25 protein-coding genes and 2 tRNA genes are annotated in these 25,689 nt (G+C 37.0%); 9 read left to right on the top strand and 18 right to left on the bottom strand.

Annotated features, from left to right (window positions below; translation table 11 throughout):
* Positions 1–6: 6 nt before the first annotated feature.
* The gene (locus LLF28_02035; GenBank protein ID MCE5194225.1) at positions 7–681 is read left to right on the top strand and encodes a YIP1 family protein; all 675 of its coding nucleotides are present in this window, start codon (positions 7–9) and stop codon (positions 679–681) included.
* A gap of 111 nt (positions 682–792) precedes the next feature.
* Here the strand turns inward: LLF28_02035 and LLF28_02030 are convergent, their stop codons facing one another.
* The gene (locus tag LLF28_02030) at positions 793–4,137 is read right to left on the bottom strand and encodes a CHASE domain-containing protein (protein ID MCE5194224.1); all 3,345 of its coding nucleotides are present in this window, start codon (positions 4,135–4,137) and stop codon (positions 793–795) included.
* Positions 4,138–4,199: 62 nt separating this feature from the next.
* Here LLF28_02030 and LLF28_02025 point away from each other — a divergent pair, with 62 nt between their 5' ends.
* The 5 genes from LLF28_02025 to LLF28_02005 all read left to right on the top strand — a co-directional run bounded on the left by LLF28_02025 (position 4,200) and on the right by LLF28_02005 (position 11,427).
* A complete protein-coding gene (locus LLF28_02025; GenBank protein MCE5194223.1) occupies positions 4,200–5,123 on the top strand; it encodes a MoxR family ATPase in 924 nt (307 codons plus the stop codon).
* Positions 5,124–5,127: 4 nt separating this feature from the next.
* Entirely contained in the window at positions 5,128–6,135 is a 1,008-nt protein-coding gene (locus LLF28_02020; protein ID MCE5194222.1) for a DUF58 domain-containing protein, read from the top strand.
* Positions 6,119–8,020: a DUF3488 and transglutaminase-like domain-containing protein gene (locus tag LLF28_02015; protein MCE5194221.1), complete on the top strand. Its 1,902-nt coding sequence runs from the start codon at positions 6,119–6,121 to the stop codon at positions 8,018–8,020. Before LLF28_02020 ends, LLF28_02015 begins: the two co-directional genes overlap by 17 nt.
* 33 nt (positions 8,021–8,053) lie before the next feature.
* The gene (gene mutS / locus LLF28_02010; protein ID MCE5194220.1) at positions 8,054–10,624 is read left to right on the top strand and encodes a DNA mismatch repair protein MutS; all 2,571 of its coding nucleotides are present in this window, start codon (positions 8,054–8,056) and stop codon (positions 10,622–10,624) included.
* Positions 10,625–10,902: 278 nt separating this feature from the next.
* Entirely contained in the window at positions 10,903–11,427 is a 525-nt protein-coding gene (locus tag LLF28_02005; protein ID MCE5194219.1) for a cob(I)yrinic acid a,c-diamide adenosyltransferase, read from the top strand.
* Here the strand turns inward: LLF28_02005 and LLF28_02000 are convergent.
* The 4 genes from LLF28_02000 to LLF28_01985 form a co-directional block, all read right to left on the bottom strand.
* A complete protein-coding gene (locus LLF28_02000) occupies positions 11,424–12,572 on the bottom strand; it encodes a hypothetical protein (protein ID MCE5194218.1) in 1,149 nt (382 codons plus the stop codon). The genes LLF28_02005 and LLF28_02000 overlap by 4 nt on opposite strands.
* Positions 12,573–12,655: 83 nt before the next feature.
* A tRNA-Pro gene (locus LLF28_01995) sits at positions 12,656–12,732 on the bottom strand.
* Positions 12,733–12,740: 8 nt separating this feature from the next.
* On the bottom strand, positions 12,741–13,124 hold the full coding sequence (locus LLF28_01990) for a MerR family transcriptional regulator (protein ID MCE5194217.1): 384 nt from the start codon (positions 13,122–13,124) through the stop codon (positions 12,741–12,743).
* 2 nt (positions 13,125–13,126) lie between these two features.
* A complete protein-coding gene (locus tag LLF28_01985; GenBank protein MCE5194216.1) occupies positions 13,127–13,402 on the bottom strand; it encodes an integration host factor subunit alpha in 276 nt (91 codons plus the stop codon).
* 141 nt (positions 13,403–13,543) lie between these two features.
* On the opposite strand from LLF28_01985, the gene LLF28_01980 reads away from it, so the two are divergent.
* From LLF28_01980 to LLF28_01970, 3 genes are all read left to right on the top strand, one after another.
* A complete protein-coding gene (locus tag LLF28_01980; GenBank protein ID MCE5194215.1) occupies positions 13,544–15,007 on the top strand; it encodes a menaquinone biosynthesis decarboxylase in 1,464 nt (487 codons plus the stop codon).
* 71 nt (positions 15,008–15,078) lie between these two features.
* The gene (locus LLF28_01975; protein MCE5194214.1) at positions 15,079–16,899 is read left to right on the top strand and encodes a KUP/HAK/KT family potassium transporter; all 1,821 of its coding nucleotides are present in this window, start codon (positions 15,079–15,081) and stop codon (positions 16,897–16,899) included.
* A gap of 78 nt (positions 16,900–16,977) precedes the next feature.
* Entirely contained in the window at positions 16,978–17,211 is a 234-nt protein-coding gene (locus LLF28_01970) for a hypothetical protein (GenBank protein ID MCE5194213.1), read from the top strand.
* Positions 17,212–17,219: 8 nt separating this feature from the next.
* Here LLF28_01970 and LLF28_01965 read toward each other — a convergent pair whose 3' ends face one another.
* The 13 genes from LLF28_01965 to LLF28_01905 all read right to left on the bottom strand — a co-directional run bounded on the left by LLF28_01965 (position 17,220) and on the right by LLF28_01905 (position 25,565).
* Entirely contained in the window at positions 17,220–18,122 is a 903-nt protein-coding gene (locus LLF28_01965; protein ID MCE5194212.1) for a hypothetical protein, read from the bottom strand.
* Positions 18,123–18,203: 81 nt separating this feature from the next.
* A complete protein-coding gene (locus tag LLF28_01960; GenBank protein MCE5194211.1) occupies positions 18,204–18,461 on the bottom strand; it encodes a sulfurtransferase TusA family protein in 258 nt (85 codons plus the stop codon).
* Positions 18,458–18,994 carry a DUF116 domain-containing protein gene (locus LLF28_01955; GenBank protein MCE5194210.1) on the bottom strand — a complete coding sequence of 179 codons (537 nt, stop codon included), beginning with the start codon at positions 18,992–18,994 and terminating at the stop codon, positions 18,458–18,460. The genes LLF28_01960 and LLF28_01955 overlap by 4 nt, the downstream gene beginning before the upstream one ends.
* Positions 18,984–19,910, bottom strand: coding sequence for a methionyl-tRNA formyltransferase (fmt, locus tag LLF28_01950; protein ID MCE5194209.1), 927 nt, complete (start codon positions 19,908–19,910; stop codon positions 18,984–18,986). Before fmt ends, LLF28_01955 begins: the two co-directional genes overlap by 11 nt.
* Positions 19,910–20,419, bottom strand: coding sequence for a peptide deformylase (gene def / locus LLF28_01945; GenBank protein MCE5194208.1), 510 nt, complete (start codon positions 20,417–20,419; stop codon positions 19,910–19,912). The genes fmt and def overlap by 1 nt, the downstream gene beginning before the upstream one ends.
* A gap of 60 nt (positions 20,420–20,479) precedes the next feature.
* Complete coding sequence (gene rapZ / locus LLF28_01940) at positions 20,480–21,334, bottom strand: RNase adapter RapZ (protein MCE5194207.1); 855 nt, start codon at positions 21,332–21,334, stop codon at positions 20,480–20,482.
* A 40-nt stretch (positions 21,335–21,374) separates the two neighbouring features.
* Positions 21,375–21,899: a ribosome-associated translation inhibitor RaiA gene (gene raiA, locus LLF28_01935; GenBank protein ID MCE5194206.1), complete on the bottom strand. Its 525-nt coding sequence runs from the start codon at positions 21,897–21,899 to the stop codon at positions 21,375–21,377.
* Between the two features lie 9 nt (positions 21,900–21,908).
* On the bottom strand, positions 21,909–23,360 hold the full coding sequence (rpoN, locus tag LLF28_01930) for an RNA polymerase factor sigma-54 (protein ID MCE5194205.1): 1,452 nt from the start codon (positions 23,358–23,360) through the stop codon (positions 21,909–21,911).
* Positions 23,360–24,085: an LPS export ABC transporter ATP-binding protein gene (gene lptB, locus LLF28_01925; GenBank protein MCE5194204.1), complete on the bottom strand. Its 726-nt coding sequence runs from the start codon at positions 24,083–24,085 to the stop codon at positions 23,360–23,362. Before lptB ends, rpoN begins: the two co-directional genes overlap by 1 nt.
* Complete coding sequence (locus LLF28_01920) at positions 24,086–24,556, bottom strand: LptA/OstA family protein (protein ID MCE5194203.1); 471 nt, start codon at positions 24,554–24,556, stop codon at positions 24,086–24,088.
* A complete protein-coding gene (gene lptC, locus LLF28_01915) occupies positions 24,531–25,037 on the bottom strand; it encodes an LPS export ABC transporter periplasmic protein LptC (GenBank protein MCE5194202.1) in 507 nt (168 codons plus the stop codon). The genes LLF28_01920 and lptC overlap by 26 nt, the downstream gene beginning before the upstream one ends.
* 129 nt (positions 25,038–25,166) lie before the next feature.
* Positions 25,167–25,442 carry a hypothetical protein gene (locus tag LLF28_01910; protein MCE5194201.1) on the bottom strand — a complete coding sequence of 92 codons (276 nt, stop codon included), beginning with the start codon at positions 25,440–25,442 and terminating at the stop codon, positions 25,167–25,169.
* Between the two features lie 48 nt (positions 25,443–25,490).
* Positions 25,491–25,565, bottom strand: a tRNA-Gly gene (locus LLF28_01905).
* Positions 25,566–25,689 lie beyond the last annotated feature (124 nt).

The raw sequence follows: 25,689 nt of genomic DNA, 5'->3' as shown, positions 1-25,689 counted from the left end.
CAGGTAATGGAGAGTGGGAAAAACATTATTGAAAACTTACTTTCAACAGCAGTAAAGGTCATCACAAATCCCTGGGGCTTTTACAGGGAAATGCCGAAAACCGGCGGATTTCAAGACCCAATAATCTTTTTCATAGTAATGGTTGTAATTGCAATGGTAATAGGCTTTATCGGCGCATTACTGCACATTGGCGGAGCGCCGATTGGAGTAATGGCCGGCACTGCAGGAGCGCTGATCGGGATAATCATCGGCCCTATCGTAGGCTTGGTATTCAGTTTTGTTGCAGCTGCAATTCTTTTCGTAATATGGAAAATAATGGGTTCGCAGGAAAACTATGAAGTTGCTTATCGCTGTGCAGCGTACAGCAGCGGAATAGTCCCAATCACAACAATTCTCGGTTTTATCCCTTATATTGGTTCTTTACTGGCTTTAATCTGGGGATTTTATTTATTGATAGTAGCGTCAATCGAAACACATAAGATAAAGTCTAATGTTGCATGGCTGGTATGGGGAATAATTGCTGCGATATTCATAATAGTTTCACTTTCAGCGCAGATCGCTGCAAGAAAGTTTGCATCTGACTGGCCAACAAAAGCTAAAGAGATGGAAAAAGCATCTAAAGAAATGGAAGAGGCAGTAAAGAAAATGCAGGAAGAACTGGCTAAGCAAAAAGAAAAATAAATAACAACTCTTGAAGCTGCCCTGCGCTGACGCAAGGGCAGCTTTTTTATCAGTTAACCGCTTTTTTGTCAATGGCAAAAATATCTACGGCTGCGATAAAACAGTAAATATCTATGTTTCTTTCTGATTAGTATGATTAGCTGAAGCAGGCAGATATAAGTGAAAGGTTGATCCTGCGCCATATTTTGATTCAAAGGTAATCAATCCACCATGGTTTTTTATAATAGAGTAGCAGACGGCAAGACCAAGACCCATGCCTTTCTGGCTTCCCATTTCTTTTGTCGTAAAATACGGGTCGAAAATCCTTGAAAGATTTTTTTCTGGTATGCCGACTCCGCTGTCACTTATTGATATCTTTACATATTTTCCTGGTTCAAGCGTAAGATTGTCATTTGGATGAACAATCAAATTGTCTACGGATATCTTAAGATTACCGCCCTGAGGCATTGCTTCTTTGGCATTTATTAAAAGATTATTTACAACCTGTCGCATCTGCCCTTCGTCTATCTCAACAAGATAAGGTTCCTGGCTTAAATAAAACTCAGTTTTTATATTTGTATTTTTAAGCAAAGAATCTGCGGCTTCCTTGATAAGCGTTAATATAGATGATATTTTCTTGAAAGGTTCTCCTCCTTTTGAAAATGTGATAAGTTTGTAGCTCAGCTCTTTTGCCTGCTCGCATGCTTTTTCTGCTGTTTCAAGAAGCTCAGATGTATTTTTATCTGATTTTATACGCATCCTTGCTAAAGATATCCCGCCGATGATAACAGTCAGAAGATTATTAAAATCATGGGCTATCCCTCCGGCGAGGATGCCTATTGATTCGAGTTTTTTTGTTTTAAGCCTCTCTTCCTCAGCTTGTTTTTTATCTGTAATGTCATAACAGGAGCCTATATATCCAGCGAACTTATTGTCAAGATCATAAAAAGGTCTTCCAAAATCAACTATCCACCGATATTCCCTGTCATAACGCCTTAGTCTATACTCCATCTCAAAAGGTTCTCTTTTATTAAACGCATCAAGGTATGTCTTTACACATCTGTCAATATCTTCACGATGAACACCTTCAGCCCATCCATCTCCCATCTCTTGTTCAACAGTCCTGCCTGTGAAGTCAAGCCATGTCTTATTGAAATAATCGCATTTTGCATCTGTGCCAGAACGCCAGATCAGAGCAGGAAATGTCTCGAGCAGAGTTAGATAGAAATCCCTTGCCTTTAAAATTCTCTCACTTATTCTTTTATGCTCTAAAAGCTTCCACATGTCATGCATAAATAACGAAAACTGGCGCACATCCGCTTCGTCATAAGGTTCTTCTTTATTCCCTACTCCTGCAACTGCTATTATTTTATCGCCGTCGAATATCGGGATGCTCATATGCCTTGTTATATGCACATGCCCCTGAGGATATCCTTTCTTGTCTTTATTATTTTGATAGTCATTATGAATAACAGGGATCTTCTGTCTTATGCAGTCAGCCCAAATCCCGGCTTCATTTAAAGGATAATGTTTTATTTTTTCAGCAGTGCATATCTTAGCAACTTCTTTTGACCATAAAAAAAGTTCAAGGCTTATATGATCTTCATTAAAAAAATACAGATATCCTATCTTGCTCCTTGTTAGGTTGACTCCCTGTTCCAAAGCAAATTCTGTAATTTTTGCCTCTGACTCGCCTGACATTTGACTGAGTTTATACAATGCATTAAGCCTGGCCTCATCTAAAGCTATTGCATTTTTTGACCATTCAGTCTCAGCTGCATGACGTTCAAGTGTAAGCATATATGCAACGAGCATCATTGTGAATATGAGTCCAGCAGATAAAACTGCCCAGGAATACCATGTGTTCTGGGCAGATAAATATTTTTCACTCGGATAAATCTTTATAATCCATTGGCGGCCTGCAATATCAAACAAAGTCTTCGATGCAAATATCACACTTTTTGGCTTTTGTTCATTTGTATTTGTATACAAAAGTTCTTCATCTGTCTTTGAACTTAAATCATAAAGGTATATTCCAAAATCCTGATAATTAAGATTTTTTAAGCTAGATTCTACAATATCACCAACTCTGAACACACCAAGTGCAAAACCTGCAAGGTTTTTCCTACGTTTACTAAGAGTATTGTGAGAACCGCCATTAAAGTAAATAGGCTGAAAAATCAGAATACCATATTGCTGGCTTGTTTCTTGTATTAATTTAATTCTTGCCGTTCCAGCCATTTTCCCTAAATCACGAGCCTTTTCCAATGCCTCCAGACTTATGGGATTTGATGCTACGTCAAATCCAAGCGCAGATTCATTGCCTTTTAAAGGTTCAATAAAATACACAGGAAAATATTCTTTGCGTTTTGCTGCTGTTATCAGTTTGTTTTGAGAATTGAGTTCTTTAAATTTGAATTTTACAAATCCGTCCTTGACAGCAGCCTGCTCATAAATATTTCGTTTTGACTCTGGAACAAATGGTAACCATTCCACTGCCTGAATTCCTGAATATTGAGCTAATATCTTCGCTAAAAAAACCTGAAATTCATGACGACTAACCTGCTTTGAAGCAGTATAAAAAGCATTAACAGAATTTAAAACTTCCAGATTTTCATCAATGTTTTTTCGCAATGTAGCTGACAGAATGCCTGCATGTTTATCGAAACTGTCTCTGGAGCTTTTTTGTTCTAATTTGTGCGCAATAACTGCCATTGTAATTGAGAAAATAACACCTGTAAAAAATGCCAGAACAACAGGATAATATCTTTGATTAAATAAATGACCTCTTGAAAAAATAATTAATTGGCTTGTTCTGAACTTAACATGAGATATATCAGACATAATCATTCCTGCACCTGAGACAACAAATGCGACCGCTGTTGGCAGCGCTACAGGGACAATGCCTCCGCTGTAAAGAAGCGGCCTTCCTGTCATATATCCGGAAACAATTATCAAACCAATAGAAACAACTATTAATGATAATCCTGCAGAAAGGTACTTTGTATCTAACCATTTGAAAGAACGTGTTGTAAGAGCAAGCAGTGAAAACCCGCTAAGCAGAAAACCCAGAGAAGTTATGGGAGACATATGGCCTATTGAGATGTCTTTAAGAGTATCCTGTGCCCTTACAAGAAAGGTATCTATGCCTATATCAGCGTTTACAATAAGTTGAAGAAGCGTCAGAAAACTGTAAAAAATAACTGTAATTGCAGCAACCCTGGCAAACTTACGGGAAAAATCTGAAAAGCTATGAATATAAGTTAGAAATGAAAGACTGATTAATGCAAAAAATAAAGCAGTAGTAAAAGCCATTGGAATATATTTCGAGCTGTAACTCGCGACAATCAGTCTGCCGGAAATCCAGCCAACAATTGAAACTACACTGATGAATAAAACTATTGACATACACAGCAGTGCAATTTTATTGAAGATATTATGGGTCGGCTTGCCCTTATGCACAGGCTTTACATCCATATGTAAAGATTATATCTTAAAAAAATGATATTGATAAGGCATCTATATGATAAAATGTTTTTATGGCAAGAAAGTCGCTAAGCCTTCTTCAGGAAAGAATAGACTCTGTAATCAAGGGAAAGCCCAATTCTGTTAGAATGGCAATTGTCACACTCCTGAGCAGAGGACATCTTCTTATCGAGGACGTCCCGGGAGTCGGGAAAACAACACTCGCGTTCACACTTGCAAAGGCAATTAACTGCTCATTCCAGCGGATACAGTTTACAAGCGACATGCTTCCGACTGATATTATAGGATTGAGTATTTACAACTCTGATTCACAAAATTTTGATTTTAAACAAGGACCGATATTTGCAAATATTGTCCTTGCTGACGAGATTAACAGAACCAGTCCAAAAACACAGTCTGCTCTGCTTGAAGCAATGAACGAAAGAAGGGTATCGATAGACAGAAAGACATATACTCTGCCAGAACCTTTTATGGTTATTGCAACCCAAAACCCGTTGGAATATCACGGCACTTTTCCTCTGCCTGAAAGCCAGATCGACAGATTTCTTATGCATATAAAACTAGGCTACCCTGAAAAAGAATATGAAAGACAGGTTCTTATCGGGCAGCAAAACCTTGAAATTATAGAAAAAATGGAGCCTGTTATAACAGGGGAAGAGATCGTTAAAATGCAGTTGGAAGTTGACAGCGTGATAGTGGAAAACAGTCTTGTCGATTATCTTATTTCAATAATAACCGCCACAAGAAATAATGAAAAAATAAGACTTGGCGTAAGCACAAGAGGCGGGCAATTCCTTATGAAGGCTGCAAAAGCAAGCGCATATTATGAAGGAAGAGATTATGTTGTTCCAAACGATATAAAAGATATGGCAACCCCTGTGCTGGGGCACAGACTGATATTAAAAGCAGGTCATTCCTTGAATTACGCAGAATTAATAATGAAAGAGATTTTAGAGCGCATTCCAGTCCCTGTATAATGCTGTGAAGCCGACAAGAGAAGGCAAAAGATTCCTGCTCGCCGCATTACTTATAGCAGTTGCTGCTGTTAATACAGGGAACAACCTTATATATCTTATATTCGGAATGATGCTCGGAATTCTTGCAGTATCCGTATTACTGCTCATTATAAATTTAAAAGGACTTGCTGTCATTTTATCAGCAACACAGCCTGTCTTTGCCAATAACAGCTCAAATATCAGCATATCCATTAACAACAGAAAAAAATTAATCCCCTCATATTCTATCAGAATAATATTTCCAAAAAACATAGAAGGCGATTGTTTGATGCCTTTTATCCCTGCTGCATCGTCCTCCATAGAAAATTCATATGTCGTATTTAAAAAAAGAGGATTATACAGCCATAGTGATTTTTTTATTGAGAGCGGATTTCCTTTTATTCTTTTTAAGAAAAGGATAAAACCTGACATTGTAGGAGATATAATCGTGTATCCAGAAATAAAACATATAGATGAATCATTGTCTGCAGGAATAGGCTCCAATTTTAATTCACATCTTACAAAACACGGTTATGGCGACGAATTCATGTCAATACGTGAATTCAGATACGGCGATGCAATCAGAAGGGTTCACTGGAAATCCACTGCAAAGACAGGAAAGCTTATGATAAAAGAAATGGGACAGCCAGAGGCAAAGCTTGTCACTATAATAATCGATAACATAAAACCTTCAAATAAAGAATTTTTTGAAAAAGCTGTTTCATTTGCTGCATCTTTTGCATACAAATACATAAATTCCGGCTTTCTTGTAAGACTTGCAACATGCAAAAAAATACTGCCATTTGGCAACGGCAGCGAACAGCTTTTCAAGATACTTGATCTGCTGGCGATGATTGAGGAAGAAGACACATGGGACTGCCCTATGATTTATGAAATGCAGGGATCAGGAATACTGATACTAAAATCTGACAGCTCTTCATTAAAAAAAATGGAATCAATATCCAATATGGTGATATATGCCTCGGATTTATAAAGCGCTCACAATCATACTTGCATTTACAGGCTGCATAGGACTAATAACAACAGGCGAATTAAACCCATTGATGATTGTTGCAGGAACAGCCATTATTCCCGGTTACATACGCTTCTGGAAAGACAAACCGGCACTGACAAAATTGGCAGTAGGCAGTCTTTCGATATCCGTACTTCTTGTTTTTATTCTAGATTCTTTGTTGATATCCGGCGAGATATTTATTGCAGTTGCACATCTCACAATAATATTTCAGGCACTAAAAAGTTATGACATCAAGGAACCATGGGACCATTTGCAGGTTTATTTCATGTCACTTTTACAGCTTATCATTGCATCAGAGCTTACGCAGTCAGGAATCTTTGGAATAATATTTATTGTTTTTCTTATAACACTGGTTGCAGCCATGGTCATATCGCATTTCACAAAGGAAGGCACACTGAAAAAAATAAAACTTAAAGCGCCTGTAACAGCTATAACAGTCATTACACTGATTGTGACCGTAGTATTTTTTATTGCAGCGCCGAGATTACAAGGAGGATTTGGAGGCAAACATTACAAAAAGTCCGTAAAAACATCAGGGTTTTCAAACAATGTCAGTTTTGGATCCTTTGGAGAAATAAAACTTAATCATGAAATAATCATGAGAGCCGAGATGTCAAAAAATTTACCTTTTTCTATTTACTGGCGCGGCGTCATGCTTAATTACTTTGACGGTATTTCATGGCAGAATACATTCAAAAAAAGATACAGAATATACAGAGATAAAGATATCTTTGAACTTGTAAAAATACCCGAGGAAAAAATATTAACACAAAAAATTTTTGTTGAGCCGCTTGATTCTGATGTAATCTTCGGAATTGGAACTATATCAAGAATTGAAATGGAAACCAGAGTCTTGTTTGCAGACTATGGAGGTGGAGTATATACCCATGATAAATCATATAAAAGATTAAATTATGTTATTTACAGCACACTGGAGGAACAGACTGCAACCGAACAGACATATGATTATCTCAACCTTCCCTCGGAGCTGATAAGAACAGCAGATTTTGCAAGAAGGATAACAAGAGGGATAAATAAAACTATTGATAAAGCAGTTAAAATAGAAAATTATCTTAAGGCAAATTACAGATATTCTCTAAAAACCCCTCCACCTCCAGAAGACATGAACCCAATAGAAGATTTCCTCTTTAACACCAAACAGGGATACTGCGAACACTATGCTACGTCAATGGCGCTTATGCTGAGGGCTTTAGGGATACCTTCAAGAATCGTTACAGGCTTCTTGAATGGAGAAAAAAATGAATACGGCAACTATATAATTGTTAGACAGAGCGACGCACATTCGTGGGTTGAGGCTGTAATTGACGGGAAATGGAAACGATTTGACCCTACCCCGCCAGCGCCTCCGACAACAACGCCTTCAGCTTATTCACTATTCCTCGATTCTTTGAGGATGAAATGGTACAGTTATGTTGTAAGCTTCAGTTCAGCTGATCAGAAACAGCTCTTCAGCAACTTCTCATTGAGATTCTCAAAATTGAAAGCTATTCCCAAGATAACCGGTTTAAATATCAGAAAGCTTCTTGTAATTATTCTTATTACTGCAGGAGCTGCTTTTTTCTTCTTCGTGATTAAAAGGGTGAAAAGAACAAAGTATAGTTTTATAACACAAGAGTATCTGAAATTTAAAAAATTTTTGAAGCGCAAGGGAGCAAAGATAAATCAGTCTTCCACTCCTTCGGATATTCTCAAGGAAGCCTCAAGACTTGGGATTGGACACAATGTTTCAGAATTTATAAGCCTCTACCAAATAGTGCGTTTTGGTAAAAAAGAATTAAACAACGAAGAAAAAAATAAGTATAAAAACCTTATTTTGTATTGAACCCTGTATATCTGGTATTATTAAACATCTTATATGTCTGAACTGACTCCTTTAATGAAACAATATTCGAGCATCAAAGAAAAATATAAGGACTCGATCCTTATGTTCAGACTCGGAGATTTTTATGAGATGTTCGGTGAGGATGCAAAACTTGCATCAAAGATCCTTCAGATAGCCCTTACCTCAAGGGACAAATCAAAAGAAGAACCTGTTCCAATGTGCGGAATTCCTCATTTCGCATCGGAAACATATATAACAAAACTGATAAAAGCAGGACACAAGGTGGCGATCTGCGAACAACTCGAAGATGCAAAAGAGGCTAAAGGAATTGTTCAGAGAGATGTTATAAGAGTCATAACACCGGGAACCCATGCTCCAGAACATCCAAAGGAAAATAACTACATATTAAGCTTTTATCCTGACGGTACAAAACATGGAGTTGCGGTTGCAGATATCTCTACCGGAGAGTTTATGATTTACGAGACAGTTGAACCCCTTGAAGATGAACTCAGCAGATTCGAACCAAAAGAAATACTCTGTCCAAAAGTTTTAAAGGACAATATTCATTATGCAGAAGTTCTGAATGATTTTTATGTCACTCCTTATGATGAATGGGCATACGAATATCCTGAGGCTTATAAATCCCTGCTAACTCATTTTAAAGTCTCATCTCTTGAAGGATATGGCTGTGAAGGCATGTCTGCTGCCATATCTGCTGCTGGAGCTCTTATAAACTATCTTGAGGAAACTCAAAAAGAAACTCTAAATTTCAAAAAAATATCACCATTAAAACAGACATCGTTTATGCTGCTCGATGCTGCCACACAGCGCAATCTTGAACTCATTTACAACCTAAAAACCCGAACAGAAGAATATTCACTATTATGGGCTCTTGATGAAACACTCACTCCGATGGGAGGAAGATATCTCAGAAATCTGATACCAAAACCATTTACAGATATAAAAGAAATTCAGCAGAGGCAAAATTCAGTAGAATATCTTGTCGGAAGCTACGAACTTATCGAGTCTCTACGCAATAATTTCAGAAAGCTTCAGGACATTGAAAGGCTTTCTAACAGAATTGCAACGCGTACAGCAAACCCTCGCGATCTCATCGCAATCAAGAATTCAATTTCTCAGCTTCCATCAATAAAAAAGTCGCTTTTGTCATCAAAAGAAACTCATCTCAAATCAATGGCTGATGAGATATCAGAATTTTCGCTCCTCAAGTCTCTCATTGAATCAGGCATTATCGACGATCCTCCTATGAACATAAAAGACGGAGGGATAATCAAGACCGGCTATAAAAAAGATATAGACGAGATAAGAAAAATATCAACAAGCGGCAAAGACTTCATCGCAGAACTTGAGATGAGCGAGCGAAAAAAAACAGGTATTTCATCACTAAAAGTCGGCTATAACAGGATATTCGGTTACTACATTGAGATCACAAAATCAAATCTAGATCAGGTTCCTGATTATTACATAAGAAAACAGACTCTTGTAAACGGAGAAAGATTTATAACGCCTGAGCTTAAGGAATATGAAACAAAGGTCATAAGCGCGGAAGAAAAACTCAAGAATCTGGAATATCAGGTTTTTATGGAAATTCTCGACGAGGCGCAAAAAGAGGCACAAAGCCTTGCAAAGACTGCCCACTCAATCGCCTCAATAGATTTTCTTACATCAATGGCTGTTATAGCTAAAAGATACAACTATACAAAACCAATTATTGATGAAGGAAGTATCATCGAAATAATTGACGGACGGCATCCTGTTATCGAAAGACTTTCAAACGATGAGCGGTTCATTCCTAACAGTGTTTATCTTGATAATGAAGATAACAGACTCATGATAATAACAGGCCCGAACATGGCTGGAAAGTCAACTTACATGAGACAGGTAGCTTTAATCGCACTAATGGCACAGATCGGAAGTTTTGTTCCTGCATCAGAAGCAAGAATCGGCGTAGCAGACAGAATCTTTACAAGAATCGGGGCATCAGATTTTCTGACAAAAGGACAGAGCACATTCATGGTCGAGATGATCGAAACAGCAAACATACTTAATAATGCCACCTCAAAAAGCCTTATAATTATTGACGAGGTTGGAAGAGGAACAAGTACTTTTGACGGCATAAGCATTGCGTGGGCTGTGGCGGAATATATTGCAAAAAATCTTATGTCCAGAACGCTCTTTGCAACTCATTACAATGAACTTACAGAACTTTCACTCACACTCGAAGGTGTAAAAAACTATAATGTCTCTGTAAAAGAATGGGGAGACGAGATAATATTTCTAAGAAAGGTTGTTGACGGCCCTGCTGACAAAAGCTATGGAATACAGGTTGCCCAGCTTGCAGGACTGCCAACTGAAGTTATTGCAAGGGCAAAAGAGGTTTTAAACAACCTGGAAAAAGAAGAACTTAATGAAGCCGGCGAGCCAAAATTCGCTTCACAAAAACATAAAAAACATCGGGTTCAGTTAGACCTTTTCTCGCTCAGGCAGGATCCTGTTCTGACTGATATCATGAACATTGATCTCGAAACAATAACACCAGAGGAGGCGCTTGAAAAATTAAAAAAATTAAAGAAAAATTCATAAAATCCTTCAATAAACTTTCCCACCTAATCTTAATCTCTATAATTTTATATAAAGTTTTTCTTTAAGTTTCTTTTGTTTTAAGATATTGAAGAAATTCATTAAGTCTCCCGCAAAACTATAAGTTTTAATGAAATTTGTGTGTCTCATTTAAATTTTTTATTTTAAGTTTAGTTGTTCAGACATTTATGTGCTAGTCGCTAATCATACAAAATCTAAAGTTAAACTTGAAGAAAACAACTACTAGAATGAAACCATGATAAATATGATAAAGTAATCTCATGAAACATGGCTGCGTACATATATACACTGGCAAGGGCAAGGGCAAAACAACTGCTGCTGTGGGATTAGCTGTCAGGGCAAAAAGCAGAGGATTAAAGGTTTTGTTCATCCAGTTCATGAAAAGTGATGTTGATAAAGGAGAGACAAATGTTCTAAAAAATTTATCTGTAAAAATTAAAAAGTTCTCTAAAATATCTTCGCCTTTCTTTAATCCGGATATAAATAGAGATCAACTTAAAAAAAATACGACAAAAGCCCTCAGTTTTATAAAAAAAATAACGCGCAATGAAAAATTTGACATGATAATACTTGATGAATTTAACTGTCTGCTCTCAGAAAAACTAATTACAGAAGATGAAGCGCTGGATTTAATCTTAAATAAACCATCCAGTCTTGAACTTGTTCTTACTGGAAGAGGAGCAACCAAAAGACTTATTAGGAATGCAGACTATGTTACAGAAATGAAGATAACAAAACATCCTTTTTCAAATGGAGTTAAAGCTCGGAAGGGAATTGAATTTTAGTTCAGGAAAAAAACCCTGATAATATACATTAGATATATCAAGCCGCAGCACATCAATACCCACGAAGGCAGTCTTTTCATGGTGTTAACAACAAGGAGAATCGCTGCTGCTACAGTAAGAGATAAAATAATGTTCAGCAATTCAGTGCTGCCCAGTTTCCATTCTGTAAACATTAATCCGATGGAAACTGGGATTGTCGACTGAAAGACCATTGCCCCTGTAATATTCGAGATTGCAAGTGTATCTTTTCTTTTTATAGTCCATGTTATTGAATTGAATTTTTCAGGAAGCTCTGTTGCAACAGGCGCAAGTAAAAGCGAAAGAACAAGTGATGAAATACCTGATTTTATGGACAATACAGTAAGATAATTAACAAAAATGTGCGCACCAACAACAATAAGTCCTAACCCAATAAGGGTCTGAATTGTTATCCATATCCTGCTGGCAGGGCAAGCCATGATGAAACTGAAATGGAAGTGTTCAGAATATTCCTCGCCTTCTTCTGCAGAATGACTGAATGACACTTTTACAAAAAAAGCGTAAACCATCAGCAATGATATTGCTCCAATGTGATTTATCAGGCTGCTATTTAACAGAGAAATCATCAGAACACCGGTCATCACAGCAATAAAAAATATGAGCTCTGTTTTCAAAGAAGAAATATTGGTATGTACAACAGGATGCTTTCTTTTTTTCAAAAACCATAGTATCAAAGAAACAGTGCCAACCATGAAAAAAGCCAATGTGCAGAGCATAAAGGGAGCTCCAAGTATTGCGCCGACTGCTATTGATTCAGCATGACCCTTCTGTCCAAAGATCAGAGCAAGCGCAGGAAGAAGAGTTTCAGGAAGCGCTGTGCCTACTGCTGCAAGTATACTTCCAGATGTTGCGTGAGATAACTCAAGCTTTCTGCCTACATGTTCTATCCCGTTTGCAAATAACTCGCACCCTGTAAGAATGACTGCCATAGCTAAAAGAAGAAACAAAACAATAGTTACATAACCAGCAGAATTATCGCAGCAGAACTGACCCGACAAAAGTAAAAGTATATAAATTACAATAATAAAAACTGAAAATACGCTGATTCTTCTAAGCAAAGCCTTCTGATTGGGAATATCTTTAAGTTCTATTTTAGTCTTTGTCATGTAGTAACCTCTTTGTATATTAATTCAGTTATCAGAATTTTGTAAACGAACAGAATAGTTGACGATTTCATTTGATGATTTTATGGTCGGGGCGAGCAGATTTGAACTGCCGACCACTCGCACCCCAAGCGAGTGCGCTGCCAGGCTGCGCTACGCCCCGATTCCCGATTACTTTATCTGACTCAAAATATCTCTGAGTCTTTTTTTGACATGATCTACAACCCTGCTGGCGGGGATGCTATCAGCAGCCTTTGACTCTAATATCTGTTTGCTGTGTCCTATTTCTTCAAACTGTTTTCTTACTCCTTCAATAGTATATCTTTCCTGATATAGCAGTTTTTTTATCTGAAGGATAAGCTCAAGATCTTTTTTAACATAAACTCTCTGCCCTGATTTATTTTTCCTTGGTTTTAAAAAAGAGAACTCAGTTTCCCAGTATCTGAGTACATAAGGCTCGACCTCTGCAATTCTGCTGACTTCTCCAATTTTATAGAAAAGTTTGTCAGGATAGGGCTTTTCTGCGTTGATTATTCTTGCTGTAGATTTATACATTTTTACTGTTCGATAATTAATTTAAGCTTATTGCTGATCCTGAAAGTAATAACCTTTCGCGGAGTTATTTCTATATCCTCGCCTGTCTTGGGATTCCTTCCTCTTCTTGAAGCCTTTTTTCTTACTATGAAAGTGCCGAAACCAGAGATCTTTACAGACTCGCCTTCTTTGAATGTTTGTTTCAGAGAATCAAAAATAATCTCTATTATATCCTGTGCTTCTTTTTTGGAGAGACCTACTTTCTGAAAGATTGCATCTGCAAGATCAGCCTTTGTCATACATACCCCCAAAAAAGCTACGCCTTGAAATGATGTTTTTCTTAATTATATTAAGCAGATAGGGCATTGTCAAGAAGAAATTAGTTTAATTTTCTTGTCATGACTGATTTATACTATGTGGTATTATACTTGAGAGGTTTTATGGCATACAAAGACCTAAGAGAATTTATTAAAATATTAGAGCAAAAACAACTGCTTCATAGGATAAGAACTGAAGTCGACCCAATACTCGAGATAGCTGAGATTACTGACAGAATGTCAAAAAGTAAAGATGGAGGAAAGGCTTTATTTTTTGAAAAAGTAAAAGGTTCAGCTTTTCCTTTAACTACAAATCTATTTGGTTCATTTGAAAGGATATGTCTTTCTTTAGAAGTTAAGAATCTTGATGATATTGGAAAACGTATTGAAAAAATACTTAATCAGGCGCCGCCAAAAACTTTGACAGAAAAACTTGCATTATTGCCAAAACTGGTTGAGTTTTCCAAATATCTTCCTAAATATGTAAAAAACTCTCCATGCCATGAAATTATAGAAAAAAACAATCCTAATCTTTCCAAATTTCCAATAATAAAATGTTGGCCTCATGATGGCCGGCCCGAAGATGAAGGAAGATTTATAACATTTCCTATGGTTTTCACAAAAGACCCTGAAACAGGAAGACAGAACTGTGGAATGTATAGAATACATATTTACGATAAAACAACAACAGGTATGCACTGGCATATACATAAAGACGGAGCACGGCATTATGAGAAATACAAAACACTTGGCATGAGAATGCCTGCAGCAATAGCAGTTGGAAGCGACCCTGCTGTTATATATTCTTCAAGCGCTCCTTTGCCTGAATCGATCGATGAGATGCTTTTTGCAGGATTTTTGAGAAATGCACCTGTTGAAATGGTTAAATGCATAACAAGCGATATAGAAGTGCCTGCAAACTCTGAGATGGTTATCGAAGGATATCTTGAACCTGGCGAGACAAGAATGGAAGGACCATTCGGCGACCATACTGGTTTTTATTCTCCTGCAGAGCCCTATCCTGTTTTTCATGTCACATGTATAACTCACAGAAAAGACATGATATATCCTGCAACACTTGTTGGAAAACCTCCAATGGAAGACTGCTACATGGGAAAAGCAACCGAGAGGATTTTTCTCCCTCTTTTAAGATTAGACTTCCCTGAGATAAAAGACATTAATCTTCCAATGGAAGGCGTATTCCATAATTTCGCGCTTATTTCGATAAAAAAGAGCTATCCGGGACATGCAAAAAAAATAATCAACGGCCTCTGGGGAAAAGGACAGATGATGTTCTCAAAATTACTTATAGTTGTTGATGATGATGTGGATGTGCAGAATCTTTCTTATACAGCATGGAGAGTGCTTAATAATGTTGACTGGAAGCGTGATGTAATAGTAACTGACGGACCGCTTGACGCCCTTGACCATGCTTCAAATTGGCCAAGATATGGGGCAAAGATGGGACTTGATGCAACAAGAAAAACACGCGAAGAAGGGATGATGCGCGACTGGCCTGAAGAAATCTCCATGAGTGATGACATAAAAAGATTGGTTGACAAAAAATGGAAAGAATACGGGTTCTGACAAGTTTTTCTCTTTACCCTAACCATCATAATGTATAAAATACAGCGTTTTGAAGATATCATAAAATTTGTATGCTAGAAAAACAAAAAACATCAACAGGCATAATCAAGGCTCTTGGCCTTGTGTTTGGCGATATTGGCACAAGCCCTATATACACCATGACAGTAGTTTTTTTATCCCTTGAGCTTCAGCATACTGTCAATAACATCCTCGGAGTCACATCTTTAATAATATGGACTCTTGTAACGCTTGTCACTGTTCAGTATGCATGGCTTGCAATGAGCCTTAGCAGAAGAGGTGAAGGCGGTACTATAGTCTTAAAAGAAATACTATCCTCGCTTTTCAGCTCAAAAAGGAAGACTATTTTTGTATTTTTTCTCACAATAATCGGGGTTTCTCTCTTGATTGGCGACGGAGTAATCACTCCAGCAATAAGCATACTCAGCGCTGTTGAAGGTTCTTTGCTAATCCCAGGATTAGAAAATATTTCCAAGAATGTTACAGTAATGATTGCCGCAATAATAGCGATTTTGCTCTTTGCCTTTCAAAAAAAAGGCACTGAAAAAGTTGCAGGTGCATTCGGACCAATTATGCTTGTATGGTTCGTAGTTATAGCAGGGATCGGTTTATTTTCTATTGTTCAGACACCTGTTATCGTAAATGCATTGAATCCATATTGGGGAATAAAATTCTTAGTTGATAATGGCTTTATTGGATTTATTGCTCTTGGAGAAATAATTCTCTGTGCAACAGGCGGAGAAGCATTGTACGCAGACATGGGACACTTGGGCGGCAAACCCATAAGACAGGCATGGGGAGGAGTTTTTATTGCACTAGTGTTTAACTATCTTGGGCAGGGGGCATTTCTTATAGCAAACCCAGATGCAAAAACAATTTTATTCGGAATGATAATGTATCATGCAAAACTTTTGTATATACCCTTTGTTTTCCTGAGCATAATTGCAACTGTTATAGCATCGCAGGCAATGATAAGCGGAATGTTCTCGATAGTTTATCAGGGAATTACGACAAGAATAATGCCAATGTTCAAGGTTCAATACACCTCTGTTGAGAGAAAATCACAGATATACCTTGCATCAATCAACTGGTTTCTTCTTGTTTCAGTGCTTTTTATAATGCTCGAGTTCAAGGAATCGAGCAGACTTGCTGCTGCTTACGGGCTGGCAGTTACAGGAACAATGACTCTGACAGGTATCATTATGGCATGGATATTCTATCTTAAGAAAAAACCTTTTTTAACATTCATAAGCCTTTTTGTAACATGTATTGATATATCGTATTTGATTTCAAATTTTTACAAGATACCTCATGGAGGCTATTGGTCACTGATAATTGCAGCAATCCCTTTTATAATGATAATCCTCTATACACAAGGGCAGAAAATGCTATACAAGATGATGGATTTTATGTCTATTGATGAATTCGTGCACAAATTTAACAGAGTTTACGATACAACTACATTAATAAGAGGAACAGCGCTTTTTTTGATAAAAGACACAAAAGAAATCCCCTTTTATATTACACAGACAATGTTTTATCACGGGGTGCTGTATGAGGACAATATCTTCATCTCAATAATTAAAAGAGATGATCCTTTTGGAGTAGTAGGTTTTTTTAAAGAAGATATTAGCAAGGGGCTGCGCGTATTTGAAATACAAATGGGATATATGGAATTAGTAGATATTGAAGAGATTCTCAGGGAAGCAGGGATAGAAGAGCGCACTGTTTTTTATGGAGTTGAAGACATAAGCACAAGAAACATTATATGGAAAATATTTTATTTCATCAAGAGAAACACCTCTACCTTCATACAGTTTTATGAATTTCCAGCAAAAAAACTTCACGGAGTTCTTACAAAAGTTGAAATGTAGTCAATAATTATGATTGAAATCATATTTGTGTTTAGTTAAAAATCGCATACTAAAGCAAGTAGTCTTAAAGGGGAGGCTATGAAAAAAGAACAATGTCCTGGAGCAGGCAATTTAAGAACTCCTACAATCAAAATAAAAAAATGCCCTGACTGCAACAGTGAGGTCGAGGTTTTTTCTACTGATATAGAAGTTCAATGCAGCAACTGTGGATTTACCGTATACAATGACATTGGGTCATGCATTCAATGGTGTAAACATGCCAAGGAATGTGTTGGAGAAGATCTTTATAGGAAGCTAAAAAAAGAAGATTAATGCCTTTTTCAGTCCTTGATTATTCCATATAGATTCCCTGGCGGAGGCGTGCCTCTTTTTTCCAATGAGATGTTAACCTGACTATAACTTGGACTATCCTTGCGATTATGTGATACCAAAACTCTAACAGCTTTTAATCCTATTTCTTTTCTTTCAGCCATAGCTGTAAGCTCTTCGATAGCAGTTCTATTATCATAAGATATTGGTCTGTATGGTCTGGGAGATACAAGCGCGTCATATATGTCACAAACAGTTATGATCTCCACTATTTCATCTCTTAGTTTTATGCCTCTCGGATATCCAGAGCCGTCTTTGCGCTCATGATGATCCCTTGCAACCATCCCATAAAAACTATGAGCATCTTTCAAATAGTAATTGAGCAATACGTATCCAGCCGCCGAATGGTGTTCTAACAACCCGCGCTCAGTTCTTGTCAATGGATTTGTTTTTTGAAGCACGTTAAGAGGCAGACATATCTTTCCAATGTCATGATTTGTACTTGAAACAATTTTAGAAACAAAAGACTTATATTTTGGGATAATATCCTGCGCAATAAGAGAAGTCATTGCGAATACAATAAGAATATGTCTGTATGTATAAAAGTCGTAGTGCCTGAAATAGTCAAAAGCTTGAAGAAGCGGCAATAAAATTTTCACTTCTGACATTGTTTTGAAAAAACTTTCTATTCTCCCCTTATTAGAAAAAATCAAATTGTATGGAGGCTGTTCAAGAAACTCTGTTAAATCTTTTTTAAGATTTCCATATTCAAACAATGTATATTGTCTGCAGCTCGATCTGTTATTAGACCTGATAAGATCATTGAGTACTTTTTCTGTAAGCTCAATGCCTGATTGAAGCAGCATTTTGCCTTCAATTGTATGAACAGGATATTGGAGTTTTACATAATGCATTTAGTCTTCCATTAAAAAACACTTGATACTAATGTTTTTGAACAGACTATTTCAACAAAAAAAACGGCAGGCCGATAAAAGTTAAACAGCTTTTTTTATATAATAAAAATATTCTCCCTCAGCCTCTTCCTTGCCGATAAATTCATGGCCTGAACTGTTCAGATATCCAAGCATATCATTTTCTGCATTGGTGTCCGTTGCTGTTATCTTAAGTATTTCACCTTTGCTCATATGATCGAGCGTCTTCTTAACCTTTATAACAGGCAGTGGTGACCAAAGTCCGCTGCAGTCAAGTTTTAAATCAAATTTGAATTGTTTAATGATATCTTCTCCATTCAAACTGAATTTGAATTATGTGCAAAAAATTTTATTGCCTCTTTGACTCTTTCGAGGTTTACCTGTGTATTAAAACAAGGTCCGAAAGGCCGTTCATTAGGGATCCCAAGCACAGGCATGGGATACATATCGACAATTCCTTCGCTGAGGTCTGCCTCACATGCAACCGCAACTATTGCCTCAGGCGATATATCTTTTACGATTCTTCTTGCGAGTCTTCCGCCGGAAGCAATAAAAAGTTCAAGCTTATATTTATCTGCTATCTGTATAAGTTCCTTTATCTCACATCTCCCGCATTTTTTGCAGTTGTGTATGTTGTGCGTCAGCCTGATGTCACAATCATTTATCTGGAGGCAATGAGGAAGGAGCAGCAATAGCTTTTTGGTTTTTTTGCCTTCTGATTTAACAAGCTTGTTATTAAGATTTATTATAAATCGCTGAATATCTTCTTTTTTATCTTTTTTAAAAGATCCTGCAATCATAAAAAGAGGATACATAATCCTGAGTACAAATCCTCTTGTTAATTTATTTTTCATCAAAATACATTCCTTCTTTAATATCTCTGCCTTGAATAAAAGCCCCTGCTGGCATCATGCCCTTCCCTTCTGGTTGAAGTTCGACTATTGAAATCAGTCCGCTGCCTGTTCCCACAATTAAATTATTCTTACCTATCTTCTCAATTCTTCCAGGAGTTCCAGAGCCTTCAATTGATTCTACTTTTATAAGTTTAATTCTCTCATTTCTTAAATAGCAATATGCTCCAGGCCAAGGATGCATTCCGCGGATAAAATTATACAATTCCTCAGATTTTCTTGACCAGATAATCAAACCATCTTCTTTTTTTATAATAGGAGCATAAGTTGCCTCATCTGGCTGTTTTAATGGTCTTATTGAACCGTTTTTCAATTTATCTATGGTTTCCAGTAGAAGCGATGCTCCAAGCTCAGACAGCTTAATGCTCAAACTTTCTGTTGTATCATCACGGGTTATCGCAAGTTCTTTTTGAAGCAGAATGTCTCCTGTGTCCAAACCTTTATCAATAAGCATTGTAGTAACTCCAGTTGTTTTTTCACCATTAATAATGGTCCATTGAATTGGAGCTGCTCCGCGGTATTTTGGAAGAATCGAGGCATGAACATTGACACATCCCATGCAAGGCAGATTAAGAATTTTTTCTGGCAGTATCTTTCCATAGGCAACAACTACTATAAGTTCTGGCTTTAAAATTTGAAGTTTGTCAAAAAAATTCTCATCTTTCATTCCCAATGGCTGTAAAACACGAATACCTTTTTTTAAAGCAGTTTCTTTTATAGGAGATTCAGAGAGAATCTTCCCTCTGCCTTTTTTCTTGTCTGCCTGTGTTACTACTGCAATTACGTCTTCTCCTGCTTCAATTAGTTTATTTAATGATGAAACTGCAAATAACGGAGTGCCGAAAAAAACTATGCGCATTATCTGTTTTTAACGCTCTTTTTTTTGTGCTGCTTTTTGAAAAAATCTTTTTTAATAGGCGTCAGCCTGTCAATAAAAAGGAAACCGTCAAGATGATCAATTTCATGCTGAAGAACTCGGGCAAGAAGATCTTTTGCTTCTATCTCAACAAGCCTGCCTGTTATATCCATTCCTTTAACAAATATCTGTTCAGCCCTTCTCACTTTTGCTCTGTAATCAGGGACACTCAAGCATCCTTCTTCAGCCTCAGCTATCCCAGTTTTTTCTATAATTTCAGGGTTTATCAAGACGATGAGCGGAGTTTGCTCGTTTGCAGCCCTTAAATCAATGACACAAAGCCTTTTAAGGATGCCGACCTGATTAGCCGCGAGTCCGATTCCGCCTGCATCATACATTGTCTCCAACATATCATTAACAAGATGTTGTATATCAACATTAATATCAGTTACAGGCAAAGTTTTTGCCTTCAATACATTCTCAGGATATTTCTTAATATCAAGCAGTGCCATGTTTTTATTATAAATCAACTAACAGATCATTTTATGAAATATTTTCAAAAGATTGTTCTTTTAAATTTCCCTGTGGATAACACTAATATCCACCGAATGTTGGCTTATCATTTTTTTTATTTTTTCAGCTATAGCAGGAGCTCGATGCTTGCCTCCGGTGCAGCCTATGCCGATGGTCAAATAAGACCGCCCTTCTTTTATATACATCGGCACAAGAAAATCAAGAAAAGACTTCAATTTTTTAATGAAATTTTTTGTATCTTTTTTGTCTAAAACAAATTTTTTTACAGCTTTATTAAGCCCGGTTAAATCTTTTAGTTTTGGTATAAAATGGGGATTTGGTAGAAACCTGACATCAAAGAGCAGATCAGCATTTAGAGGAACTCCGTATTTATAACCAAATGACAATAGAGTCAATGACATTCTCCTGCTGATTGACACGCCCTTATATAGAGATGTGATTAATTGCCTTAACTGATGAGGCGTGTATGAAGAAGTATCGATAATTCTGTCAGCCTCTTTCCGCAGTATTAGAAGCATGCGTTTTTCCTTATTTATCGCCTTGTCAATATCAGAGATCCCGGCGTAAAGAGGATGAGGCCTTCTTGTTTCTTTATATCTCCTTGCTAAAATTCCAATCTCTGCTTCAAGAAATATAATTTCAACATTGTATTTTTCTCTAAGAGTTTCAATTGTAGGGCTAAATTTTAAAAGGAATGTCTGTTCCCTGATATCAATGCCTATCCCGATCTTTAATACATCTTTTTCCTCTGCAAGATGAGCGATAAAAATATCAACAAGAGTAATTGGAAGATTATCCACACAAAAAAAACCAACGTCTTCAAGAGCTCTTAGCGCAACAGTTTTCCCTGAACCTGAAAGTCCTGAAATTATGACAACAGTTGCTTTTGTCATGTTTTTATATGTGTAAGCATTATTAAAACACCAAGCACTCTTATTTCGCAGGCTCTATCAACCCAAAATTTCCGTCTTTTCTTCTATAAACTACATTAATGTCTCCGCTGAGTTCATTTGTGAAAACATAGAAGTCTTTATGCATTAAGTCCATTTGCATAACAGCCTCGTCAGGGCTCATCGGCTTCATATCAAACTGTTTTCTTTTTATAATGCTCCCTATCTCATCTTGGATTTTCTGTAACGGAATGTCCTGTTCTTTATTTTCACCCTTTCTGTAAGAAGAAAGTTTTTCTTTGTATTTCTTTAATTGTTTTTCAAGTTTATCAACAACTTCGTCTATTGCAGAGTATATTTCCTCTGTAGTGCTCTCAGCCTGCATCATCACCCCGTTGACCTTAATAAGCACTTCAACTTTATGCCTGTATTTTTTCTCAACACTAAAGGTGACAACTGCTTCTTGAATATTTGCAAGATACTTCTCAAACTTACTAATCCTTTTCTCAGCATACTCTTTTAATGCAGGAGTTATTTCCATATGTCTGCCGGTTATTATGATGTTCAATTTCCCCTCCTATGCAAATTTTTTTCTATGGTTTTGGGAAGGAATCTTAAGTTCTTCCCTATATTTTGCGACAGTCCTTCTTGCAATTCTGATATCGCTTTTTTGAAGCATCTCTGTAATCCGCTGGTCATTCAGAGGTTTATTTGAATTTTCTTCTGAAACTATCTTTTTAATAAGGTCTTTCACAGAAGTCGATGATACGTCTCCTGTGCTTCGCTGCAGGGCACTGCAGAAAAAAAACTTAAAACATATAACTCCATGATCGCATGAAAGATATTTATTAGACGTTACTCTGCTTATAGTGCTCTCATGCAGGCCAAGTTCCAGCGCAACATCCTTTAAATTAAGAGGCTTCAGATGCTGGATTCCCTTATCGAAAAAATCTAATTGAAATTTCAGTATGCTCTCCGTTACCCTGTATATTGTTCTGCTTCTCTGGTCAAGGCTCTTCAAAAGCCATGTTGCAGAACGAAATTTTTCTTCAAGAAACTGCCTTTCCTCCGGAGAAAAAGAATCTTTCTGAGTAAGAAGTTTCTTATAGAAACTGTTTATTTTCAGTTTTGGAATCCTGTCATCATTAAGAATTATCTGATAGCCGTCTTCATTCTTAACAAGAAATACATCAGGCGTAATGTAATCAACAGTTGCAGAAGAAAAATTTCTTGCAGGTTTGGGTTCGAGCCCTTCAATAACCTTAACAGCAGTCATCACATCTTCATGAGTCACATTGCATATGCGTGCAATCTGGCTGTAATTTTTTTTCCTGAGTTCATTGATATTGTTAACTACTATTTTTTCTGCAAGAGTCCCGGTGAGCCCTAAAAGTCTAAGTTGTATGAGAAGACATTCTTTTGTATCTCTCGCACATATTCCAGGAGGATCAAACTCCTGGATAAGCTTAATTGTATCAGCGACATTTTCTCTATTAACTCCGGCTGACTGCGAAATTTCTTCGTCAGTTGCTGTCAGATAGCCGTTCTCATCAATGTTTCCAATTACAATTTCCCCTATTTTTCTTATATCTTCAGTTGCATTGGAAAGGCGCAGCTGCCACGTAAGATGATCATATATATCATCAGCTTTTGTCGCAAACTGATCAAATACAGGCATGGTGTTTGTTCCTGGGACAAAATAACCAAGGTCTCGTCCGTCGCTTCCTCTTTCCTCGAAATATTCATCATTGCTGAATCCCTTCATGTTCGATATCATTTTTTCAAGGGGAGACTCAGCATCATCATTTGCAGTTTCATTTTCTGATAAATCTGGTTCGCCATTTATAAATTCTTCTTTTGCAGTATCTTCAATAATTTCTTCAAGAAAAGGATTTTCAGTAAGTTCCTGAGAAAGTGTTTGGGAAAGTTCAAGCTGCTGCATCTGAAGCAGTTTGATTGCCTGCTGAAGCTGTGGAGTAAGTACAAGTTTTTGAGAAAGTTTAAGCTCTAATCTCTGTCCTAGTACCATTAATTAAACTTAAATCCTTCTCCAAGATACGCTGTCTGGACTTGAGGGTTTTCAACGATTACATGAGGCGCTCCCTCTGCCAATACATTTCCGTTACTTATAATATATGCCCTGTCTGTTATAGACAGTGTATCTCGGACATTGTGATCTGTTATTATTATGCCCAGCCCCTTGTTTTTAAGATAGGTAAGCATTTTTTTAAGCTCTATAATTGCTAACGGGTCAATACCAGTAAAAGGCTCATCAAAGAGTATAAAAGTAGGTTTTAGCGCAAGAGATCTTGCAATCTCGCTTCTTCTCCTCTCACCTCCTGAAAGCCTGTAACCGTCCCTGTCTGCAAATTTACTCAAATTGAATTCATCAATAAGGCTCTCTATCATCTCATCTGTCTCTGTATCAGGATAGCCCTTAATTTCAAGCACTGCCCTTAAGTTATCTCTTACGCTCAGTTTTCGAAATATTGATGCTTCTTGAGGAAGATAGCTTATTCCCCTGCGTGCCTTTTGGTACATTGGAAGCTGTCCTATGTCCTCACCATCAAGAAATATGCTGCCTGACTCAGGTTTAATCATTCCAACGATCATATAAAATGTAGTGGTCTTTCCAGCGCCATTAGGCCCCAGAAGTCCTACTATTTCTCCTGTTTTAACATTAAGAGTAAGATTATTGACAACACATCTATTGCCGTAGTTCTTAGTTATTCCCTTTATTTCCAGTGAATGCATTTATTTCCCCTTTTTGTTTTCAAGCAATACCCTGCTTTTATTAACAATAAATCGTTCAGTTTTAATAAAATATGTCATCATATCGCCTGCAACAACATTTCCTTTTTCAACTGCCTTTGGTTCACCAGTAAAAACAACTTTATTTTCATCAGCATAATACTTTGCAACATCTGATGTAACAACAAGATCATTTTTTATTAATTTTACATTACCTTCCACATCAATTCTTGTTATGCTGCCTGTTTTTTCAGCATAATATACAAGCATCTTATCGGACATCAGAGTCATGGTTTCAGTCTTTGCTACTACATTTTTTTCAAAAAGGGCTGTCCTGGCCTTGTTATCAGCTGACAGTGTGTCAGAAGTAATTATTATCGGTCCCTTTAACTGACCTGTGCTATCTTCAGAAAAAACATTGGTCGTAAAGGAAAAAAGAATAACTGCACTAACGATAAAAAACCGCTTTAACATCTTTTAATATTCTCACCTTCTGGCCTGAATTTGCTTCGATTCCTACACCCTGTATAGTAAATCTCCTGCCCTCGATTTTAACATCACCTTTTGTTTTTATCTCCCCATTGGAAGTCCACTCAGCTGTATTAGCAATGATTGTATAATCTTTTGTATCTGCAATTATATTTCCAAGCAAAGTAAATTTTTTCCCTGACATGTCGTAAAGTCCATCTGCAGCTCTTATCTTCATTTCCTTTTCTGTTATTAGAATTTCGATGTTAGACAACATCGCCTTGTTCTCTTTTTCAACGATATCAGCTCTCTTGGCATTGAGAACCCATATATTATTCCCATTTTTTTTCTGCACAATCTTCAATCCTTCGATAAAAGAATCTCCCTTTAAACGAAAATCTTTTTCAAGCTCCCTGTTTTCTCTTGTAATCAGAAAGACTGCAACGGAAAAAATCAGGAAGAGAAGAAACAAAAACTTCCTTTTCATGTATAAATTTTATCACATGGGTATAACCAAGTAAAGATTAAAGCGCTGTTTAAAATGGGAGGAAATTTGTTGATCATTCAATAGCAAGGGGTGCTTGTACAATAAAAATTATCTATTTTTAAAAAAATATCAGATTAATTTTATCCCAGCCCTATAGATATTGTTATCAATTATTTTTGCGTTCCAGACTACAAAACCCTTTTTTTCTTCTTTTGCATTTAGAAATCTTACAAAATTCCCAGGGGCAACAGGAACCTTCAGCTTTACACCTATCCCAGCATCACTTTCGTCATTAACAACACATTCTAAGGTACATACACGCGCTGTTTTAAAGTCGAGTATGCTTGCTGCAAGAAATGCCGATTCTTTCAAATATTGTCTTGAAGATTTTCTCTTTTCCAGCATATATCCCCTTTTTTATTTAGCAGATTATACTCTGCAAACTGACTGCTTTGGAGCGGGCGACGGGATTCGAACCCGCGACCTCCAGCTTGGGAAGCTGACACTCTACCGCTGAGTTACACCCGCAGAAAAACCGTCACATGAACAGCGTTTTATAAACCAGAAGCATAACAAAAGTCAAGGAAGCCGCTTAATTATTGTTAATTATTGTAAATACCATTTAAATTTTTTAAAAAAACTTTTTCATAAT

It is taken from the genome of Nitrospiraceae bacterium, assembly GCA_021373015.1.
In the GTDB taxonomy this organism is placed as follows: Bacteria; Nitrospirota; Thermodesulfovibrionia; order Thermodesulfovibrionales; family UBA1546; genus JAJFTJ01.
This window is presented reverse-complemented; position numbering and strand designations above follow the sequence as displayed.

Coding starts and splice junctions, on each gene's coding strand:
- LLF28_02035 (MCE5194225.1), top strand. CDS start 7: ATGGAGAGTGGGAAAAACATTATTGAAAACTTACTTTCAACAGCAGTA.
- LLF28_02030 (MCE5194224.1), bottom strand. CDS start 4,137: ATGGATGTAAAGCCTGTGCATAAGGGCAAGCCGACCCATAATATCTTC.
- LLF28_02025 (MCE5194223.1), top strand. CDS start 4,200: ATGGCAAGAAAGTCGCTAAGCCTTCTTCAGGAAAGAATAGACTCTGTA.
- LLF28_02015 (MCE5194221.1), top strand. CDS start 6,119: ATGCCTCGGATTTATAAAGCGCTCACAATCATACTTGCATTTACAGGC.
- mutS (MCE5194220.1), top strand. CDS start 8,054: ATGTCTGAACTGACTCCTTTAATGAAACAATATTCGAGCATCAAAGAA.
- LLF28_02005 (MCE5194219.1), top strand. CDS start 10,903: ATGAAACATGGCTGCGTACATATATACACTGGCAAGGGCAAGGGCAAA.
- LLF28_02000 (MCE5194218.1), bottom strand. CDS start 12,572: ATGACAAAGACTAAAATAGAACTTAAAGATATTCCCAATCAGAAGGCT.
- LLF28_01990 (MCE5194217.1), bottom strand. CDS start 13,124: ATGTATAAATCTACAGCAAGAATAATCAACGCAGAAAAGCCCTATCCT.
- LLF28_01985 (MCE5194216.1), bottom strand. CDS start 13,402: ATGACAAAGGCTGATCTTGCAGATGCAATCTTTCAGAAAGTAGGTCTC.
- LLF28_01980 (MCE5194215.1), top strand. CDS start 13,544: ATGGCATACAAAGACCTAAGAGAATTTATTAAAATATTAGAGCAAAAA.
- LLF28_01975 (MCE5194214.1), top strand. CDS start 15,079: ATGCTAGAAAAACAAAAAACATCAACAGGCATAATCAAGGCTCTTGGC.
- LLF28_01970 (MCE5194213.1), top strand. CDS start 16,978: ATGAAAAAAGAACAATGTCCTGGAGCAGGCAATTTAAGAACTCCTACA.
- LLF28_01965 (MCE5194212.1), bottom strand. CDS start 18,122: ATGCATTATGTAAAACTCCAATATCCTGTTCATACAATTGAAGGCAAA.
- LLF28_01955 (MCE5194210.1), bottom strand. CDS start 18,994: ATGAAAAATAAATTAACAAGAGGATTTGTACTCAGGATTATGTATCCT.
- fmt (MCE5194209.1), bottom strand. CDS start 19,910: ATGCGCATAGTTTTTTTCGGCACTCCGTTATTTGCAGTTTCATCATTA.
- def (MCE5194208.1), bottom strand. CDS start 20,419: ATGGCACTGCTTGATATTAAGAAATATCCTGAGAATGTATTGAAGGCA.
- rapZ (MCE5194207.1), bottom strand. CDS start 21,334: ATGACAAAAGCAACTGTTGTCATAATTTCAGGACTTTCAGGTTCAGGG.
- rpoN (MCE5194205.1), bottom strand. CDS start 23,360: ATGGTACTAGGACAGAGATTAGAGCTTAAACTTTCTCAAAAACTTGTA.
- lptB (MCE5194204.1), bottom strand. CDS start 24,085: ATGCATTCACTGGAAATAAAGGGAATAACTAAGAACTACGGCAATAGA.
- LLF28_01920 (MCE5194203.1), bottom strand. CDS start 24,556: ATGTTAAAGCGGTTTTTTATCGTTAGTGCAGTTATTCTTTTTTCCTTT.
- lptC (MCE5194202.1), bottom strand. CDS start 25,037: ATGAAAAGGAAGTTTTTGTTTCTTCTCTTCCTGATTTTTTCCGTTGCA.
- LLF28_01910 (MCE5194201.1), bottom strand. CDS start 25,442: ATGCTGGAAAAGAGAAAATCTTCAAGACAATATTTGAAAGAATCGGCA.